Origin of the sequence: Nocardioides sp. (assembly GCF_047606145.1) — a bacterium.
GTDB lineage: Bacteria > Actinomycetota > Actinomycetes > Propionibacteriales > Nocardioidaceae > Nocardioides.
The window spans coordinates 91,406-108,500 of the sequence record NZ_JASGET010000104.1 but is presented as its reverse complement, the minus strand read 5'-3'; the positions used below and the strand labels follow the sequence as shown (position 1 = coordinate 108,500).

General features: G+C 71.6%; 18 protein-coding genes, 1 pseudogene and 1 riboswitch. Of the genes and pseudogenes, 8 read left to right on the top strand and 11 right to left on the bottom strand.

The features are described from left to right. The 6 genes and pseudogenes from QM638_RS13500 to QM638_RS13475 all read right to left on the bottom strand — a co-directional run. Nucleotides 1-410: pseudogene (locus QM638_RS13500) on the bottom strand (hypothetical protein); the annotation flags it as partial. Between the two features lies 1 nt (nt 411). Continuing rightward, nucleotides 412-1,302, bottom strand: a complete 891-nt coding sequence (locus QM638_RS13495; protein ID WP_415142511.1) for an AAA family ATPase — start codon at nt 1,300-1,302, stop codon at nt 412-414. 29 nt (nt 1,303-1,331) lie between these two features. Next, nucleotides 1,332-1,898: a nucleotidyltransferase family protein gene (locus QM638_RS13490; RefSeq protein WP_415142509.1), complete on the bottom strand. Its 567-nt coding sequence runs from the start codon at nt 1,896-1,898 to the stop codon at nt 1,332-1,334. Between the two features lie 13 nt (nt 1,899-1,911). Further along, on the bottom strand, nt 1,912-2,529 hold the full coding sequence (locus QM638_RS13485) for a hypothetical protein (protein WP_415142507.1): 618 nt from the start codon (nt 2,527-2,529) through the stop codon (nt 1,912-1,914). Nucleotides 2,530-2,746: 217 nt separating this feature from the next. Beyond that, nucleotides 2,747-4,378, bottom strand: coding sequence for a chaperonin GroEL (gene groL / locus QM638_RS13480; protein WP_415142505.1), 1,632 nt, complete (start codon nt 4,376-4,378; stop codon nt 2,747-2,749). A 191-nt stretch (nt 4,379-4,569) separates the two neighbouring features. Beyond that, nucleotides 4,570-5,112, bottom strand: coding sequence for a GNAT family N-acetyltransferase (locus tag QM638_RS13475; protein ID WP_415142503.1), 543 nt, complete (start codon nt 5,110-5,112; stop codon nt 4,570-4,572). A gap of 194 nt (nt 5,113-5,306) precedes the next feature. Between QM638_RS13475 and QM638_RS13470 the strand changes: the two genes are divergently transcribed. The 4 genes from QM638_RS13470 (at nt 5,307) to QM638_RS13455 (ending at nt 7,713) form a co-directional block, all read left to right on the top strand. Next, nucleotides 5,307-5,675, top strand: a complete 369-nt coding sequence (locus tag QM638_RS13470; RefSeq protein ID WP_415142501.1) for a YciI family protein — start codon at nt 5,307-5,309, stop codon at nt 5,673-5,675. After that, nucleotides 5,675-6,016: a YciI family protein gene (locus QM638_RS13465; RefSeq protein ID WP_415142499.1), complete on the top strand. Its 342-nt coding sequence runs from the start codon at nt 5,675-5,677 to the stop codon at nt 6,014-6,016. The genes QM638_RS13470 and QM638_RS13465 overlap by 1 nt, the downstream gene beginning before the upstream one ends. Nucleotides 6,017-6,020: 4 nt before the next feature. Further along, the gene (locus QM638_RS13460) at nt 6,021-6,395 is read left to right on the top strand and encodes a YciI family protein (RefSeq protein ID WP_415142497.1); all 375 of its coding nucleotides are present in this window, start codon (nt 6,021-6,023) and stop codon (nt 6,393-6,395) included. Between the two features lie 82 nt (nt 6,396-6,477). Beyond that, nucleotides 6,478-7,713, top strand: a complete 1,236-nt coding sequence (locus tag QM638_RS13455) for an RNA polymerase sigma factor (protein WP_415142496.1) — start codon at nt 6,478-6,480, stop codon at nt 7,711-7,713. Nucleotides 7,714-7,769: 56 nt separating this feature from the next. Here QM638_RS13455 and QM638_RS13450 read toward each other — a convergent pair whose 3' ends face one another. Further along, nucleotides 7,770-8,636 (bottom strand): SGNH/GDSL hydrolase family protein, encoded by an 867-nt coding sequence (locus QM638_RS13450; protein WP_415142495.1) that lies wholly within the window; start codon nt 8,634-8,636, stop codon nt 7,770-7,772. Nucleotides 8,637-8,749: 113 nt separating this feature from the next. Next, nucleotides 8,750-10,030 (bottom strand): threonine synthase, encoded by a 1,281-nt coding sequence (thrC, locus tag QM638_RS13445; RefSeq protein WP_415142494.1) that lies wholly within the window; start codon nt 10,028-10,030, stop codon nt 8,750-8,752. A gap of 11 nt (nt 10,031-10,041) precedes the next feature. Next, nucleotides 10,042-10,171, bottom strand: a riboswitch (SAM riboswitch). Nucleotides 10,172-10,372: 201 nt separating this feature from the next. Here thrC and QM638_RS13440 point away from each other — a divergent pair. Next, nucleotides 10,373-12,073 (top strand): histidinol-phosphatase, encoded by a 1,701-nt coding sequence (locus QM638_RS13440; protein WP_415142493.1) that lies wholly within the window; start codon nt 10,373-10,375, stop codon nt 12,071-12,073. 58 nt (nt 12,074-12,131) lie between these two features. Beyond that, complete coding sequence (locus tag QM638_RS13435; protein WP_415142492.1) at nt 12,132-12,704, top strand: hypothetical protein; 573 nt, start codon at nt 12,132-12,134, stop codon at nt 12,702-12,704. A 32-nt stretch (nt 12,705-12,736) separates the two neighbouring features. Here the strand turns inward: QM638_RS13435 and otsB are convergent, their stop codons facing one another. The 3 genes from otsB to QM638_RS13420 all read right to left on the bottom strand — a co-directional run bounded on the left by otsB (nt 12,737) and on the right by QM638_RS13420 (nt 14,463). Then, the gene (gene otsB, locus QM638_RS13430) at nt 12,737-13,573 is read right to left on the bottom strand and encodes a trehalose-phosphatase (protein ID WP_415142491.1); all 837 of its coding nucleotides are present in this window, start codon (nt 13,571-13,573) and stop codon (nt 12,737-12,739) included. A gap of 81 nt (nt 13,574-13,654) precedes the next feature. Next, entirely contained in the window at nt 13,655-14,170 is a 516-nt protein-coding gene (locus QM638_RS13425; RefSeq protein WP_415142490.1) for a LytR C-terminal domain-containing protein, read from the bottom strand. After that, a complete protein-coding gene (locus QM638_RS13420; RefSeq protein WP_415142489.1) occupies nt 14,170-14,463 on the bottom strand; it encodes a DUF3263 domain-containing protein in 294 nt (97 codons plus the stop codon). Before QM638_RS13420 ends, QM638_RS13425 begins: the two co-directional genes overlap by 1 nt. 140 nt (nt 14,464-14,603) lie before the next feature. On the opposite strand from QM638_RS13420, the gene QM638_RS13415 reads away from it, so the two are divergent. Continuing rightward, entirely contained in the window at nt 14,604-15,662 is a 1,059-nt protein-coding gene (locus QM638_RS13415) for a Gfo/Idh/MocA family protein (RefSeq protein WP_415142488.1), read from the top strand. Between the two features lie 23 nt (nt 15,663-15,685). Further along, nucleotides 15,686-17,092 (top strand): alpha,alpha-trehalose-phosphate synthase (UDP-forming), encoded by a 1,407-nt coding sequence (locus QM638_RS13410; protein ID WP_415142487.1) that lies wholly within the window; start codon nt 15,686-15,688, stop codon nt 17,090-17,092. Nucleotides 17,093-17,095 lie beyond the last annotated feature (3 nt).

The following is a 17,095-nucleotide window of genomic DNA, read 5'->3' as shown; positions in this document are numbered from 1 at the left end:
GGATCGAGCGCGGCGACGTCGCGGTGCCGCAGCACCTCGGCGGTGCTCGCCATCGCCCGCAGCCGCTGGGCCTCGCCCTCGCCCGCACCGCCGGTGGCGTCGGTCTCCGGCAGCAGGGTCGCGGCGGTCTCGAGCCTGCTGGTGCGGCGGATGGCGCGGGTGCCGAGCCCGTCGGAGAACCAGGCCTCGAAGACCTGGTCGTGCCGCTCCAGGTCCTCCGGGCTCGCGCAGAGGGTCGCGCGGCCCGCCGCGTAGGCGGCGCGCGGGTCCGCGGCGCCAAGCAGCGCCACCGCCTCCAGATAGCCCCGGGTGCGGTCCTGGGTGACCGCCACGCCAGCCGCACGCAGCGCGCGAGCGAAGCCGACGAAGATCTCCTCCGCCGGGTCCCCGGCCCGCTGCGTCCCGGCCATCTCAGCCGAGCATCCGATCGAGCGCGGCGCGCACCCGCTCGGTGTCCTCGCGGTGCTTGACCAGGGCGCCCAGGGTGGCTGCGGCCGACTCCCGGTCGAGCTCGGTACGGCCCAGCTGGTGCAGGGCCCGCGCCCAGTCCAGGGTCTCGGCGACCCCGGGCGGCTTGAGCAGGTCCGCCCGCGCCGGGGCACGCAGCTGCTGGACCACCCGCACCACCTGCTCGGCGAGTGCGGCGGCGACCTCGGGGGCCCGGGTGCGCACGATCGCCACCTCACGGGCCAGCCCGGGGTGGTCGATCCAGTGGTAGAGGCAGCGCCGCTTGAGGGCATCGTGCAGCTCACGGGTCCGGTTGGAGGTCAGCACCACCACCGGCGGTACGGCGGCCGCGACGGTGCCCAGCTCGGGGATGGAGACCTGGTAGGTGGAGAGCACCTCCAGCAGGAACGCCTCGAACTCGTCGTCGGCCCGGTCGATCTCGTCGACCAGCAGCACCGCGGGGCTGCGCTGCAACGCCGCGAGCACCGGGCGGGCGAGCAGGAAGCGCTCGTCGTACAGGCTCTTCTCCGCCTCCTCCACCGACTCGCCGCCGGCGGCGCCGATCGCCTCCAGCGCCCGCAGGTGCAGGATCTGGCGCGGGAAGTCCCAGTCGTAGAGGGCCTGGGTGGCATCGATCCCCTCGTAGCACTGCAGCCGGACCAACGGGATCTCCAGGGTCTGCGCGATCGCCTCGGCCAGCGCCGTCTTGCCGGTGCCGGGCTCGCCCTCGAGCAGCAGCGGCCGCCCCATCCGCAGTGCCAGGAAGGTGACGGTGGCGAGCTCGTCGTCGGCGAGGTAGCCGGTCTCGCCGAGCCGCTGGCTCAACTCGGCCGGCTGCGCGGGACTCTGCTCCATGACCCGAGCCTAGTGCGACGTGCGTTGGCTCACGGTTGGGGCCGATCGACGTCGCGACCCTCGGCGAGGTCGCCACACTCGACCAGCGTGACGTCGTGGGCACGCAGGTAGGCCCGGGCCCCCTCGTCGCCGGTCAGCGTCGCCGCGGCCGGGGCCCAGTGGTCGCGGCCGAGCAGCACCGGGTGTCCCGGGACCGCGTGGTACGACGCCCGGGCGAGCACGTCGATGGCGGCATGCCCACCGACCCGGCGGATCACGTCGGCGCCGACATCGGGGAGGTCGACCAGATGCACCAGCGCCGCCCCGTGCGCGCGGTCGAGGGACTCCAGGCCGGCGCGCATCGAGGCGCCCATCCCGCTCGCCCACTCCTCGGCGACGACGACCCGGACCGACGCCAGGCAGGCATCGGCGCGCGTCGCCTCGTCCAGCAGCGCGCGGGCCCGATCGGCCGCCGCCCCCAGCACCACGCTCACCTCGGCGCAGCCGCCGTCGAGAAGCGCGGTGAGCGAGGAGCCCAGCCAGCCCTCGACCAGCGCCTTGGGTCGCCCCATCCGCACGCCCGCGCCGGCGGCGAGCAGCAGGCCGACGTACCCCATCGACCGGGCTCGCTCACCTGAACGCGGAGCGGTAGAGCGCGCGCAGGGTGGAGCTGCGCTGGCCGCTGTAGCCGCAGACCATCACCTGGGCATCGTCGGTGGCAGCGACGAAATAGGTGCCGCCCTCGGTGAAGGTGAGGTCGGACTCGGTGGTCACCGTGGGCAGCGTGATACGGACCGTGCCGGTGCCACCGAAGCCGTCGGCGTACACCCAGTGGGAGACGTCGACCAGCACCGACTTCTCGCCGACCTTGGTGACGGTGCCCAGGAAGGCCAGCGCGGCGTTCTTGCGGAGCAGTGCCGCGGTCGGGACCAGGCAGCGGGTCTTCGCCGTGGGCATCGTCAGCCTGGTGACGCCGGCGGCGCCGGTGCTGGTCGGCTGCGCTGGCCCGGTCGAGGTCGAGTCCGCGGTGGACGAGGCAGCACTGGGCGAGGAGGTCGGGGTCGCGGTCACGGTGACCGTCGTCGAGCCGCTCGGTGTCGCACCGCTCTGGCTCGCCGTGGAGTCCTCGTCCCGGCCGAACCAGGCGACGCCCGCCACGATCACCACCACCAGCGCCGCCACGATCGCCACCCACTGTGCCGGCCTGGGTCGCCACGGCTTGCGGGAAGGGGAGGACGGCGTGCTCATGCCTCTCATCATCGCTCACCACCCCCGGTCCGGTGGTGACGGCACGCGGCTCTCCGGCTCATCAAGGTATGCAGCCGGGCGGTCACTCCCCCGCCGGAACTCCGCGAGGGAAGTGCGCGCTCGGCTGCATACCTAGACGAACGCGCGAAGGGCCCCAACATGCGACCAGGGCCCCTCCCGACTCGGGAGGGGCCCTGGTGGGTGCAGCGAGGGACGATCAGAAGTCCATGCCGCCCATGCCACCGTCGGCGCCCGGCATCGCCGGTGCGGCCTTCTCCGGCTTGTCGGCGACGACAGCCTCGGTGGTGAGGAACAGCGCGGCGATCGACGCGGCGTTCTGCAGCGCCGAGCGGGTCACCTTGGCCGGGTCGATGATGCCCGCGTCCAGCAGGTTGACGTACTCACCGGTGGCGGCGTTGAGACCGTTGCTGGCCGGCAGGCCCGCGACCTTCTCCGCCACGACGCCACCCTCGAGACCGGCGTTGACCGCGATCTGCTTGAGCGGGGCCGAGATGGCGACCTTGACGATGTTGGCACCGGTGGCCTCGTCGCCGTCGAGCTCGAGCTTCTCGAACGCGGTCGCACCGGCCTGGACCAGGGCGACGCCACCGCCGGCGACGATGCCCTCCTCGACCGCGGCCTTGGCGTTGCGGACGGCGTCCTCGATGCGGTGCTTGCGCTCCTTGAGCTCGACCTCGGTGGCCGCGCCGACCTTGATGACGGCCACGCCGCCGGCCAGCTTGGCGAGACGCTCCTGGAGCTTCTCCCGGTCGTAGTCGGAGTCGGAGCTCTCGATCTCGGCGCGGATCTGGTTGACCCGGCCCTCGATCTGGCTGCTGTCGCCGGCACCCTCGACGATGGTGGTCTCGTCCTTGGTGATGACGACCTTGCGGGCCTGGCCGAGCAGGGCGACGTCGGTGTTCTCCAGCTTGAGGCCGACCTCCTCGGAGATGACCTGGCCACCGGTCAGGATCGCGATGTCCTGCAGCATGGCCTTGCGGCGGTCGCCGAAGCCGGGGGCCTTGACCGCGACCGACTTGAAGGTGCCACGGATCTTGTTGACCACCAGGGTGGACAGCGCCTCACCGTCGACGTCCTCGGCGAGGATCAGCAGCGGCTTGCCCGACTGCATGACCTTCTCCAGGACCGGCAGCAGGTCCTTGACGTTCGAGATCTTCTGGTTGGCGATCAGGACGTAGGCGTCCTCGAGGACCGTCTCCATCCGCTCGGGGTCGGTGACGAAGTAGGCCGAGATGTAGCCCTTGTCGAACCGCATGCCCTCGGTGAGCTCGAGGTCGATGCCGAACGTGTTCGACTCCTCGACCGTGATCACGCCCTCCTTGCCGACCTTGTCCATCGCCTCGGCGATGGCGTCGCCGACGGTGGTGTCGCCACCGGCGGAGATGGTCGCGGTGGCCGCGATCTGCTCACGGGTCTCGACCTCCTTGGCGAGGCCGAGCAGCTGCTCGGAGACGGCCGAGACGGCCGCCTCGATGCCGCGCTTGAGACCCATCGGGTTCGCGCCGGCGGCGACGTTGCGCAGGCCCTCGCGGACCAGCGCCTGAGCGAGCACGGTGGCGGTCGTCGTACCGTCACCGGCGACGTCGTCGGTCTTCTTCGCGACCTCCTTGACCAGCTCGGCGCCGATCTTCTCGTAGGGGTCCTCGAGCTCGATCTCCTTGGCGATGGAGACACCATCGTTGGTGATCGTGGGGGCGCCCCACTTCTTCTCCAGGACGACGTTGCGGCCCTTGGGGCCGAGAGTGACCTTGACGGCGTCGGCGAGGGTGTTCATACCCCGCTCGAGACCGCGCCGGGCCTCCTCGTCGAATGCAATCAGCTTCGGCATTGCTTCAGCGATCCTTCACAGGTGCGTTCGTGGACTCGGCCCGATGGGTTGCCCGCGACGGACGGAACCACCTCCAGCGAACCCTTCCTCGCTCTCGGCGGGACCTCAACGTCATCGGTCCGGTGTTGTCACTCTCATGCTACGAGTGCCAACCTCATGTTTAGCACTCGACGTGTGCGAGTGCAAGAAAGTCAGTGGGTCAGCGGCTTGGCGAGGCAGGCGAACTCGAGGTCGTCGCGCTGGGGGATGCCGTAGCGCTCGTCGCCGTAGGGGAACGGCAGGAACTCCCCGGTACGGCGATAGCCGCGCCGCAGGTAGAAGGCGATCAGGTCCTCGCGCTGACGGATGACGCTCATCTCCATCTGCTCCGCGCCCCACTCCTCGACCGCGATCCGCTCGGCCTCGGCCATCACGAGCTTGCCGAGGCCGGCGCCCTGGAGCCGGGGGTCGACCGAGAACATGCCGAAGTACGCCGTCCGCTCGCGTCGCTCCAGTTGGCAGCAGGCGGCGATGGCGCCGTCGAGCTCGAGCACCAGCACTCTGCTCGCGGGATCCCCGACCACCGCGCGCACGCCGTCCGGGTCGGTGCGCTGGCCCTCGAGCAGGTGCGCCTCGGTGGTCCAGCCGTCGCGGCTGGTCTCGCCGCGGTAGGCGGACTCGATCAGCGCGACCAGCTCCTCGACGTCCTTCTCGGTGGCGGAACGGAAGGTCGCGGAGCTCGATGACGCGGTCACCGAGCAAGAGTAGGACCCGGCCGGCGCCCTCCGAAGGCCGTGTCCGAAGGCCGCGTCCGAAGGCCATGTCCGAAGGCCGTGTCCGGGGCGTATCCCGAGGGTCGTGTCCACGGGTGCTGTCGATGCGGCCCTCCCCCATCCGTCATCACGGTGTCAGACTCCTGCACAACCTCCGAGAGGAAGGGACGAATACGATGGCTCGCTACATCATCCTGTTGCCTGAGGGCGAGGCCCGTTGGGCCGCCGCGTCGCCCGAGCAGAGGGCGGCCGGCTACGAGGTCCACGGCAGGTTCACCGCACTCCTCGCCGAGCGTGGGCACCAGGTCACCGGCGGGGCGGAGCTCCAGCCCGCCAGCGCCACGACCACCGTCCACAAGAGTCCCGAAGCCCCGGGCGGCTTCGCCGTCATCGACGGCCCGTACGTCGAGGCGACCGAGCACGTCACCGGTTTCTACAGCGTCGAGACCGACGATCTGACCGACCTGGTCGACTGCTGCAAGGTGCTCGCCGAACTCGAGGAGACCCTCGAGATCCGACCGGTCGTCGACCACGGGGACGCATGATGACCCGCTATTACCTGCTCATCCCCCATATCGAGGCCGAGTGGAGGGCGAAGACCCCGGCCGAGCAGGTGGCGGTCTTCGCCGTGCACGAGGAGTTCGCGGAGCTCCTCGCGAAGCGCGGTCACACGATCCTCACGGGGTACGGCGCGGCGCTCACCGAGCCGAGCACCGCCGTGACCGTCCGGGCGAGCGGCCTCACCGAGGGCCCCTACACCGAGGCCGCCGAGCACATCGCCGGGCTCTACGTCGTCGACTCCGAGGACCTGGTCGACCTGGCCGAGTGCTGCAAGGTGCTGGCCCGGGCGGAGTCCGCGATCGAGATCCGGGCGAAGGAGGAGTGAGGCCATGACCGAGTACGCCATCCTGCTGCCCGGCGACGAGGACTCCTGGGCAGCGGCGAGCCCCGAGCACCGCGAGGCCACCTACGCCAAGCATCGGGAGTTCATGCGGCTGGTCACCGAGCGCGGGCATCGGATCACCGGCGGCGCCGAGCTCACCCACTCCCACCACGGCAGACTCGTCACCCTCGGCGAGGCCGGGAGGATCGTGGTCACCGACGGCCCGTATGCGGAGTCGACCGAGCAGCTGACCGGCTTCTACCTCATCGAGAGCGACGACCTCGACGACCTGATGCAGCTCTGTGGCCTGCTGGTCGAGGCCGAGGGAGCGCCGGTGATCGTGCGCGCCACGGTGTCCGACGAGGACGCCGGCGGAGCGTGAGGTCGAGCGTGAGGTCGACGGTCATGCGCATCGAGCCGGGTCGCCGCCACCTCGGGGAGGCGACCTGACTCCGCTCGAGACCGTGCTGCGCGAGGAGTGGGGTCGCCTGCTGGCCCTGCTCGTCGCGCGATACCGCCGTCTCGACCTGGCCGAGGACGGGTTGGCCGACGCCGTCGAGGCGGCCGCGCGCACCTGGGGTGCCGGCGATCACGGCACCGTCCCGGACAACCCGGCGGCCTGGCTCCTCACCGCGGCTCGCCGCCGCATCCTCGACCGGCTGCGCTCGGAGGAGGTCCTGGTCCGGAAGATGCCGCTGCTCGCGGTCGACGCCGAGCTCCGCCAGGAGGCGCAGCGGGTGATGGCCGCCATGCCCGGGCCGGGCCGGGGAGGGGAGATCGTGGACGAGCGGCTGCGACTGGTGCTGCTCTGCGCCCATCCCAGCCTCTCCCCCGAGGCGGCAGCGGCGCTGACGCTCCGGCTGGTGCTGGGGGTGTCGACCGAGGAGATCGCTCGGCTGTTCCTGCAGCAGAGGGCCACCATGGCGGCGCGGCTGACCCGCGCCCGCAAGCGCCTGGCCGGCGAGTCGTTCACGGTGCCGACCGGACCGGCTCTGGTGGAGCGGGTGGGGATCGTCGCCAGGATCGCCTACCTGGCCTTCACCGCCGGATACGCGCCCGGATCGGGAGACGACGTGCTCCGCGTCGAGACGGCCGGGGAGGCGATCCGGCTGCTCCGGGTGCTGCGCGAGGTCCTGCCGCGGCCGGACGACGAGGTGGACGCCCTGCTGGCGCTGATGCTGCTGCAGCACTCCCGTCGCGACGCCCGGGTGAGCGACGGGCGGCTGGTGCTGCTGCCGGACCAGGACCGGTCGCGATGGCGTCACGACGAGATCGCCGAGGCGCTGACGCTGCTGCGGCCACTGGTGCACGCGCCCGGCCGGCCCTACCTGCTGCAGGCGCTGATCGCCGCCGAGCACGCCGTCGCGCCCACCGCGCGGGAGACCGCCTGGGACCGCATCGTGCAGCGGTACGACGAGCTGCTGAGGCTCGGGGACAGCCCGGTCGTCCGGCTCAACCGAGCGGTGGCCCTGGCCGAGCGCGACGGCCCGGAGGCGGGTCTTGCGGCCCTGCGCGGCGTCGCGCTCCCCGGGCATCGGCTACCCGGGGTCCGGGCGGAGCTGCTCTCCCGCCTGGGTCGCCTCGATGAGGCCGTGGCCGCCTACAGCCAGGCGATCGGCCAGTGCCGGAACTCCGCCGAGCGGGCCCAACTGGAGCGCCGCCGCCAACGGCTCCGGGCCGATCCTGTCGATCCGCGCTGACCCCTGCCGGCCTCGTCCTCGGTGCCTCCTCGCGCGCCCATGCGCCGGCCGCTCTTCTACTCGACCACCGGCCGCAGGTGGCCGAACGGAAGCTCGTCGACGTGGCCGAGCGCGGCGAGCACCGAGGGCAGCATCGCCTTCGCGGTGCGCTTGTAGCCGGCGGCACTGGGATGGAACCTGTCGATGGAGAACATCTCGTCGGGGTTGGTGATGAAGAACGGGCCGACCACCTCGGCGAGTGAGACGACATGGGCGCCCGCCGCCAGCGCCGCCTCGGCCTGGGCTGCCGCCAGGTGCCTGGCCACCCGCCGGCCTAGCGACCGCAGCGGCTGTGGCAGCGGCCGCACCGCGCCGACATCGGGACAGGTGCCGACCACGACCGCGGCGCCCAGGGCGCGCAACGAACCGATCACCTCGACCAGCTGCGCGACCGAGTCCCCCGTCGGGATCCGATGGGTGACGTCGTTGCCACCGACGATCACCACCGCCACGTCGGGCCGGTAGCGCTCCGGTAGCGCGGCGATCTGGTCGGGCACCATCGAGGTCTCGGCACCGACCACGGCGGCGGTCCGTAGCCTCACCGGACGCTCCAGTCTCTTCGCGGTGCCCTTCGCCAATCGGGCGCCGAGGGTGCCCTTGGCGGTGTCGGCGCCCAGCCCGGCGGCGATCGAGTCTCCGACGATGAGCAGCTCGACCGGACGGCCGCCGTACCGCTTGCGATAGACCTTGTCGGCGTCCGGAGCGATCTCGCCGAGCGGGAGCCCGATCACCTCACGCGCGTGCGCCGCCTGCCGCTTGAGCAGCGTGACCAGGCCCGCACCCGCGGCCGCGCCGACGACACCGACCGCTCCGGCCACCCCGGCGGTCGCGGCGACGACGGCGAGCCACCTGGCCTCGTCGCTCGTCTTGTGCGCAACACTCATGCCATCGGTTCTACCCGACGGTTGTGAACGCCGATCGAACGCCGACGGTGCGCTCGATACCCAGTCTCGGAAGAGGCGCGGCGCCTCCCGAGGCTCGGCGTGGACCTGAGTGTCTAGGCCGGGCTGATCCCAGCGGCGAGGAACGCGTCGTACGACGGCGCGATGGTGGCCGCCGGGCCGACCGAGCCGCTGACCGCGTCCAGCGTCTTGAGCCCGTGGCCGGTGTTGATGATGACCGTCTCCCGCTCGGGGTCGAGCAGGCCGGTCTCGACGAGCTTCTTGGTGACCGCCACGGTGGTCCCGCCGGCGGTCTCGGTGAAGATCCCCTCGGTGCGGGCGAGCAGCACGATGCCGGCGCGGATCTCGTCGTCGGAGACCTCCTCGACGGCGCCGCCGGTGCGTCGCGCGGCGTCGAGGACGTAGATGCCGTCGGCCGGGTTGCCGATCGCCAGCGACTTGGCGATGGTGTCGGGCTTGACCGGCCGGATCGCGTCGACCCCGGCCTTGAAGGCGGTCGCCACCGGGTTGCACCCGGTGGCCTGGGCACCGAAGACCCGGTAGGGCTTCTCCTCGACCAGGCCGAGCTCGATCAGCTCCTTGAACGCCTTGTCGACCTTGGTCAGCTGGGAGCCGGAGGCGACCGGGATGACGATCTGGTCGGGCAGGCGCCAGCCGAGCTGCTCGGCGATCTCGAAGCCCAGGGTCTTGGACCCCTCGGCGTAGAACGGCCGGACGTTGACGTTGACGAACGCCCAGCCGTCCTCCTCGGCGGCGATCTCCTGGGCGAGCTTGTTGACGTCGTCGTAGTTGCCGTCGACCGCGACCAGGTTGTCGGTGAAGATCGCCGAGTTGACCTGCTTGGGCTGCTCCAGGTTCGCCGGGATGAAGACCACGGTCTTGATCCCTGCCCGGGCGCCGGCGGCGGCGACGGCGTTGGCCAGGTTGCCGGTCGAGGGGCAGGCGAAGACCTTCGAGCCGAGCTCACGGGCGGCGCTCAGCGCGCAGGCGACCACCCGGTCCTTGAAGGAGTTGGTGGGGTTGGTGCTGTCGTCCTTGACCCAGAGCTCGGCGATGCCGAGCTCGGCGCCGAGATGGGAGGCCCCCAGCAGCCGGGTGAAGCCGGGCTCGGTGTTCGGCCGGGCCTCGATGTCGGCAGGCACCGGCAGCAGCGCCTTGTACCGCCAGATGTTGCGCGGCCCGGCCTCGATCTCGGCCCGGGTCACCGCGGGGTAGGAGTAGGCCACCTCCAGTGGCCCGAAACACTCCGGACAGGCGTACGACGGCCCGAGGTCGGTACGAGCGCCGCACTCTCGGCAGGCCAGCGCGACGGCGTTGCCGAACGCGCCCTCACGGAGTCCTGCCTGCCCGGCCTGCTCCACCACACCAGCGCTCATGAGATACCTCCTCCTCATCTTCCCCCGCACGTACCTCGCGCCGGGCCGGAATTAGCACCTGTCCCCACGACTCGCGGCGGAGGCTCGTGGCTGGTTGCCGGGACGTCGTCGGGCCGTTCCCTCAGTCCCTCTCGATGAGCTGCTCGCCACCCTACGTTCGGCGTCGGAGACCAAGAAATCGAGGTCCCAGATAGCGAGACTCAGATCCACATCCTGAGAAACACCAGAGGCCCCCTATGGGCGTTCGATCCGGTCACCGGACCGTCACCCGACCACCCTCCAGGAGTCACCTGGCTCCAGCAGAGTCGTGATCCGCCCCACTCCCCAGCAAAGGATGACGACGTGGCACGCGAACACCACCACGACCACCACGACCACCAGGTCGACCCGACGACTCTCGCCGCGGCGTCGGACGCCTCCGACGGCGATCTGAGCCCGGCCGAGCTCAGCCGACGCGGCCTGCTTCGTGCCGCCGGCGTCACCGGCGCCCTCACCGCCGGCATCGCCGGGATGGCCGGCGTGACCCCGGCGATGGCCGAGGGACGTGACGACCGCGGCGGCGGCAGGCAGGGGAGCAGCGAGGTGCGGTGGTGGCTGGCCGGCGACCACCACATCCACACCCAACACAGCTCGGACGCCCAGTACACGGTGCTCGAGCAGACCCAGCACGGGGCGGCGTACGGCCTGGACTGGATGGTGATCACCGACCACGGCGGCGCCACCCATGCCCGGATCGGGGTCGATCTGGTCAACCCCGACATCAGGGCCGCACGGGCCGCGCTCGAGGGCACCTTGATCTTCCAGGGCCTGGAGTGGAACATCCCCGCCGCGGAGCACGGCACCGTCTTCGTCACACCGGGCGCGCACGAGGTCGCCGTGCTCAAGCAGTTCGAGAACGACTACGACGGCAGCGTCAAGGACGCCACCGACAACTCGGCCGCGAACGAGGCGCTCGCCGTCGCCGGCATCCAGTGGCTGGGCAAGCAGAAGGACAAGCGCCGCGTCGCGGACGCGCTCTTCCTCGCCAACCACCCGGCCCGCAACGGCATCGACAGCCCGCACGAGGTACGCGCCTGGCGCGACGCCGATCCGCGCATCGCCGTCGGCTGGGAGGGTGCACCCGGACACCAGGCGGCCGGGCTGCCGACCGGGTACGGCGGCGCGTCCGCCCGCGGCTACTACGGCAACGCGGCCGCCGCGAACTCGTTCGCCGGCTATCCGCCGGAGAGCTACCGCTCGTGGGGCGGGTTCGACTTCTACACCGCCACGGTCGGTGGCCTGTGGGACTCGCTGCTCGCCGAGGGCAAGCCGTGGTCGATCTCGGCCAACTCCGACTCGCACGTCAACTGGGCGGACACCTCGCGCCGACCGGACGGCGCCTCCTCGGAGCAGTTCAACGCCGACGGCCGCTACGGCGACCCGGTCAACGCCGGCGAGGTCAACCTCACCGCCGGCGACTTCTGGCCGGGGTTCTACAGTCGCACCCACGTGGGCGCCGGCTCGCGCGACTACGCCGCGGTGATGAAGGGCATCCGGAACGGCCGGATGTGGGTCGACCACGGTCGTCTCGTCAAGGCCCTGGACGTGCGGCTGACCGCCGGCGGCCGCAGCGAGACGCTGGGTGGCACGCTGCTGGCACCGCGCGGCTCGACGGTCCGGCTCGTCGTGCGCGTCGCCGCGCAGACCATCCCCAACTGGGGGAACTTCCTGCCCACGCTGAACCGGGTCGACCTGATCCGTGGCGCGGTGGATCCGGATCATGCCAGCGATCGCGACACCCTGACCGCACCGGACACCAAGGTCGTCAGGCAGACCGACACCTCGGGTCGCACCGGTACCTTCACCCTCACCTACGATCTCGGTCGGCTGGACGAGGCCTTCTACGTGCGCCTGCGCGGAACCGACGGCAACCGTCAGCAACCGGGCTACTACGGCGCGGCGATCGATCCAGCCGGCCCGGCCATCGACGTCGTGGGAGACGCCGACCCCTGGGCCGACCTGTGGTTCTACACCAACCCGATCTGGGTCGTGCCCACCCGATGACGCACCCGGCGACCCACCCCTCCCGCCGACCGACCCGATGGCGTTGAGCGGGGCCGCGGTGTCCACCCCCACCCGGGTCGTGCACACCGCGGCCGGCACCCTGCTTGCCACCGAGCACCTGGCGCGCCGGCTCGACGAGGCCGGAGCGGCACGGACCGGCTACCTCACCAGTCACCTGGTGGCCACGCCCGAGCCGCGCTATGTGATGGTGCTCGACCACACCGACGAGTTGGCCGCGCGTGCGACCGAGGAGCTCCCGGGGTTGACGCGGGTGCCGGCGGCCCGAGACGTCGTACTGCTCCTCACCGACGTCTCCGACGACCACCGCGCCGCCGCTCGGTCGGCGGTGCACGAGCACCGCACCCGGCACAGCGGTCGACTGCTCCGCTACCCCGGCCGCACCGCGATCGAGCGCCGGCTGACGGTACGCGAGGTGATCGCGCGAAGCTGCGTCGACGAGGTCGCCGGCCTGGCCGGCGTCGACGTGACGCCGGACACGATGCTCGACCTGACCGGCTTCGCTCGGCCGACCTGGCACGAGGGTCGCTGCCGGCTACTGGTGCAGCCCGGCCGCATCGGGCTCATCCCGTTCGAGGTGCGCGACCAGGTCAGCTGCTGCGCCGACCACTGAGCCCGGACCCGGCCGGGCCGAGCCTCCGGTCCTCAGCCGCGGGCATCGCGGACGAGCTGACGAAGCAGGTCGAGCACGCCGTCGGGTCCGTGCACCACCACGTCGGCCATCGTGACCAGGGCGCTCTCCTCGCCCGAGGCCGAGCAGACCCGCAGCGTGGCCAGACCGTTCTTGCCCCATGCCTCGACCGACTCGAAGGCCTCGACGTCGCCCAGGTCGTCCCCGGCGAAGAGCACCCCGTGCGCACCGAGATCTTCGACCAGCTTGTCCAGCGCGAGACCCTTGTCCATCCCGCCGTCGCGCACCTCGATGACCTGCCGCCCCGGCTCCAGCGCCAGATCGTGCTCGTCGGCGAGCGAGCGCAGCAGCGGCAGCAACCTGTCGAAGGCGCCGTCCGGGTCGGCCATCCGCCGGGTGTGAACGGCGATCGCGAGGCCCTTGTCCTCCACGAACGCCTCGCTCGCCCCGGCCTGCCGCAGGGCGCGCGGCAGCTCTCTGAGGAAGGTGGCGAGCCCGACCGGCGGCCGCGGGCCGCGGATCGTGCGATGCGACGAGCTCCACCGCTCGTTGCCGTACTGCCCGAAGACGTAGAGCTCCTTGCCGTGGGCGGCGAGCACGTCGCCGACCTCCTCCAGCCCGCCGAGGTCCAGGACCTGGCGGGCGGGCCGACCGGTGACCACCGCGATCGCGGCCACCTTCTCGGCCAGGTCACCGAGCACCTGTCCGGCGTCGGGATGGATGTGTGCCCGAGCGGGGTCGTCGACGATCGGGGCGAGGGTGCCGTCGAAGTCGAGCGCTATCACCGCCGTCGCGGCGACCGACGCGAGATCGGCGTACCTCTGCTCGCCCACGGGCGAGGTGAACTCCATGGGACAAGCCTGACATGCTCGGGCGACCGCCGAGAAAGCTGTCCGTGTCCGGCGGGGGAACGCCGGCCGAGCAGCGCCCGGTCACAGCGCGCCGGTGAGCACCACCGTGAGCCGATCGCCCTTCATCGAGGAGCCGTCGGCGACGTGCAGCCGCTTGATGCCCAGGTCGAGCGCGAGCTGCTTGGCCGCGCGCTTGAGCGACGGCGGGTAGTAGACGGTCGTCGCCGGGATCGTGCCCACCCAGTTGTCGGCGCCGACCACGTTCCAGCCGATGGTCTCGGCCTTGCTCGCCACCGACCCGGCCAGGCCGGCGATGTTGGTGTTGTTGTAGACCTCGACGTAGATCTTCGCCCGCTGGACCGGCTTGGCCTTGTGGGTCCGCTTCGCGCTCGCCGAGGCGGACGCGGACGGTGCGGACGACGACGAGGCCGAGGCGCTCGGGGTGTGGTCCACCGCGGCGGGAGTGATCTCGCGCGCCTTGTCGTCATGGCCTCCGGTGAGGACGAACGCCAGGATCGCGACGGCCACCGCGACCACGCTCAGCGCGACGACGGGCGAGGGCAGCGCGACCCCGCGCTGGTCACGCAGGCGTGTCATCACAGCTCGAATCCGAGGCGTCGGGCCGAGCGCTGCCGCTGTCGGGCCGCTCGCAGCCGGCGCAGCCGGCGGACCAGCAACGGGTCGGCCTCGAGCGCCTCCGGCCGGTCGATGAGGGCGTTGAGCACCTGGTAGTACCGGGTCGCGGACATGTCGAACTTCTCCCGGACCGCGGCCTCCTTGGCGCCGGCGTACTTCCACCAGTTGCGCTCGAAGTCGAGGATCTGCTCATCGCGCTCGCTCAGCCGCGGCGCGAGCTCCGCGTCCTCGCTGTGCGCGTTCGCGGCATCCATGGGCGCTCCCAGCAAACTCGACGACCTCTGAGCGCCCACTGTACGCGAGAGAACTACACGCATGTAGTTTTCGCGTACGGCGTGCCTCGCCCCCGGCTCCGACCATGGCAGCCACGGTCGGCGGCCGATACGGTGACGCCGTGGCCAGCGCATCGACGACCTCCGAGATCGGCTGGGGCATCCTGGCGACCGGGAAGATCGCCCACACCTTCGCCGCCGACCTCGCGATCACACCCGGGGCTCGGCTGGCGGCGGTCGGCTCGCGCAGCCGAGCCTCCGCCCAGGCCTTCGCCGATGGGTACGCCGGCCCGCGACCGCCGCGCGCACACGGCTCCTATCTCGCGCTGGTCGACGACCCCGAGGTCGAGGTGGTCTACCTCGCCAGTCCCCACTCGCACCATCTCGAGCACGCCCGGCTCGCCCTGGAGGCCGGCAAGCACGTGCTGTGCGAGAAGCCGCTGACACTCTCCGGTGCCGACTCCCGGACCATGATCGAGCTCGCCCGCGCACGCGACCGCTTCCTGATGGAGGCGATGTGGACCGCCACCCATCCGGTGATCCGGCGGCTGCGCGCCGACCTCGAGGCCGGCCGGTTCGGCCGGGTCCGCCACCTGCATGCGGAGTTGGGCTTCGTGGTGCCCGAGGACCCGACCGACCGCATGTTCGATCCGCGCCTGGGCGCCAGCGCCGTACTCGACATGGGCATCTATCCGCTCGCCCTGGCGCACCTGCTGCTCGGCGCCCCCGAGCGGTTGCTCGCCCAGGCCGACCTGCGCCGGACCGCCGAGGGCATCCTCGACCTGGACATCGCGATGATGGGCCGCTATCCGCGCGGTGCGCTGGCCACCATGACCGCCTCCCTGACGTCGTGGTCGTCGCGCCGCGCCGAGCTGGCCACCGACCGTGGCCGGATCGAGCTCGACGACTTCCACCATCCGACGACCGCCGGGTTCGTCGAGTTCGGCGCCGAGTCGACCAACGACGGCTCCTCGACGGCGACCGTCCTCGACCTCCACGCCGAGGCGATCGCCGAGGACCCGGTCATCGGGCGCGGCTACGGCAACGAGATCGCCGAGGTGAACCGCTGCCTGCGCGCCGGCCTGCGCGAGTCGCCGCTGGTGCCCTGGGGGCTCACCATCGAGCTGGCCCGGCAGCTGGACGAGGTTCGAGAACAGGTCGGGGCGCGCGTGCGGCACTGAGCCGGTGCACTAGGGTCGGCCTCGTGCAGGCAGATCTCGTGATCGTGGCCAATCGACTCCCGGTCGACCGAGTGACGCTGCCCGACGGCACCCTCGGCTGGCGCCGCTCGCCCGGTGGACTGGTCACCGCGCTGGAGCCGGTGCTGCGGGCCAACGACGGCGTGTGGATCGGCTGGCCCGGCGGCACCGAGAGCGACCTGGAGCCGTTCGCCGACGACGGTCTCCGGCTGCTGCCGCTCCCGATGAGCGAGGAGGAGATCAGGGGCCACTACGAGGGCTTCTCCAATGCGACCCTGTGGCCGCTCTACCACGACGTGGTGGCCAAGCCGGAGTTCCACCGGGAGTGGTGGGACGAGTACCGGCACGTCAATCGGCGCTTCGCCGAGGCGGCCGCCGAGGTCGCCGCGCCGGGTGCCACGGTCTGGGTGCAGGACTATCAGCTGCAGCTGGTGCCGCAACAGCTGCGCGAGCTGCGGCCGGACCTGCGGATCGGGTTCTATCTGCACATCCCGTTCCCGCCCACCGAGCTGTTCCAGCAGCTGCCCTGGCGCCGGCAGATCCTGGAGGGCCTGCTCGGCGCGGACCTGGTCGGCTTCCAGCTGCCGGGAGCGGCGCAGAACTTCATCCGACTGGTGCGACAGCGCGTCGGGCACAAGACCCACCGCGACACCGTCGACCTGCCGGACGGTCGCCGGGTGCGGGCGGCGGCGTTCCCGATCTCGATCGACTTCGAGGGCTTCGAGAAGCTCGCCCACGACCCGGGCGTCAACCATCGCGCCGCCGAGATCCGCGAGCAGCTCGGCAACCCGCGCAAGATCTTCCTCGGGGTGGACCGGCTGGACTACACCAAGGGCATCTTCGCCCGGCTGCGCGCCTACGGCGAGCTGGTCCGCGATGCCCACCTCGACGTCGACGACGCCATCTTCGTGCAGGTCGCGGTGCCGTCGCGCGAGCGGGTGGAGCAGTACCGGATGCTGCGCGACGACATCGACCGGCTGGTCGGCAGGCTCAACGGCGACCTGGGCAAGATCGGCCGGCCGGCCATCTCCTACCTGCACTCCTCCTACCCCCGCGAGGAGATGGCCGCGCTCTACCGCGCGGCGGACATCATGGTCATCACGCCGTACCGCGACGGGATGAACCTGGTGGCCAAGGAGTACGTCGCCTGCCGCTACTCCGACGACGGCGCGCTGGTGCTCTCCGAGTTCGCCGGCGCCGCGGACGAGCTGCGCCAGGCCTGGCTGGTCAACCCCTACGACCTCAACGGGATGAAGGCGGCGCTGCTGGAGGCCTACAAGGCCGACGGCCGGGAGCTGGCCCGGCGGATGCGGGCGATGCGCCGGACGGTGTCCGCCAACGACGTACGGCACTGGGCCGACACCTTCCTGGCGGACCTGGCCGGCCGGAACGGGCTCAGCCAGCCGGACTGAACC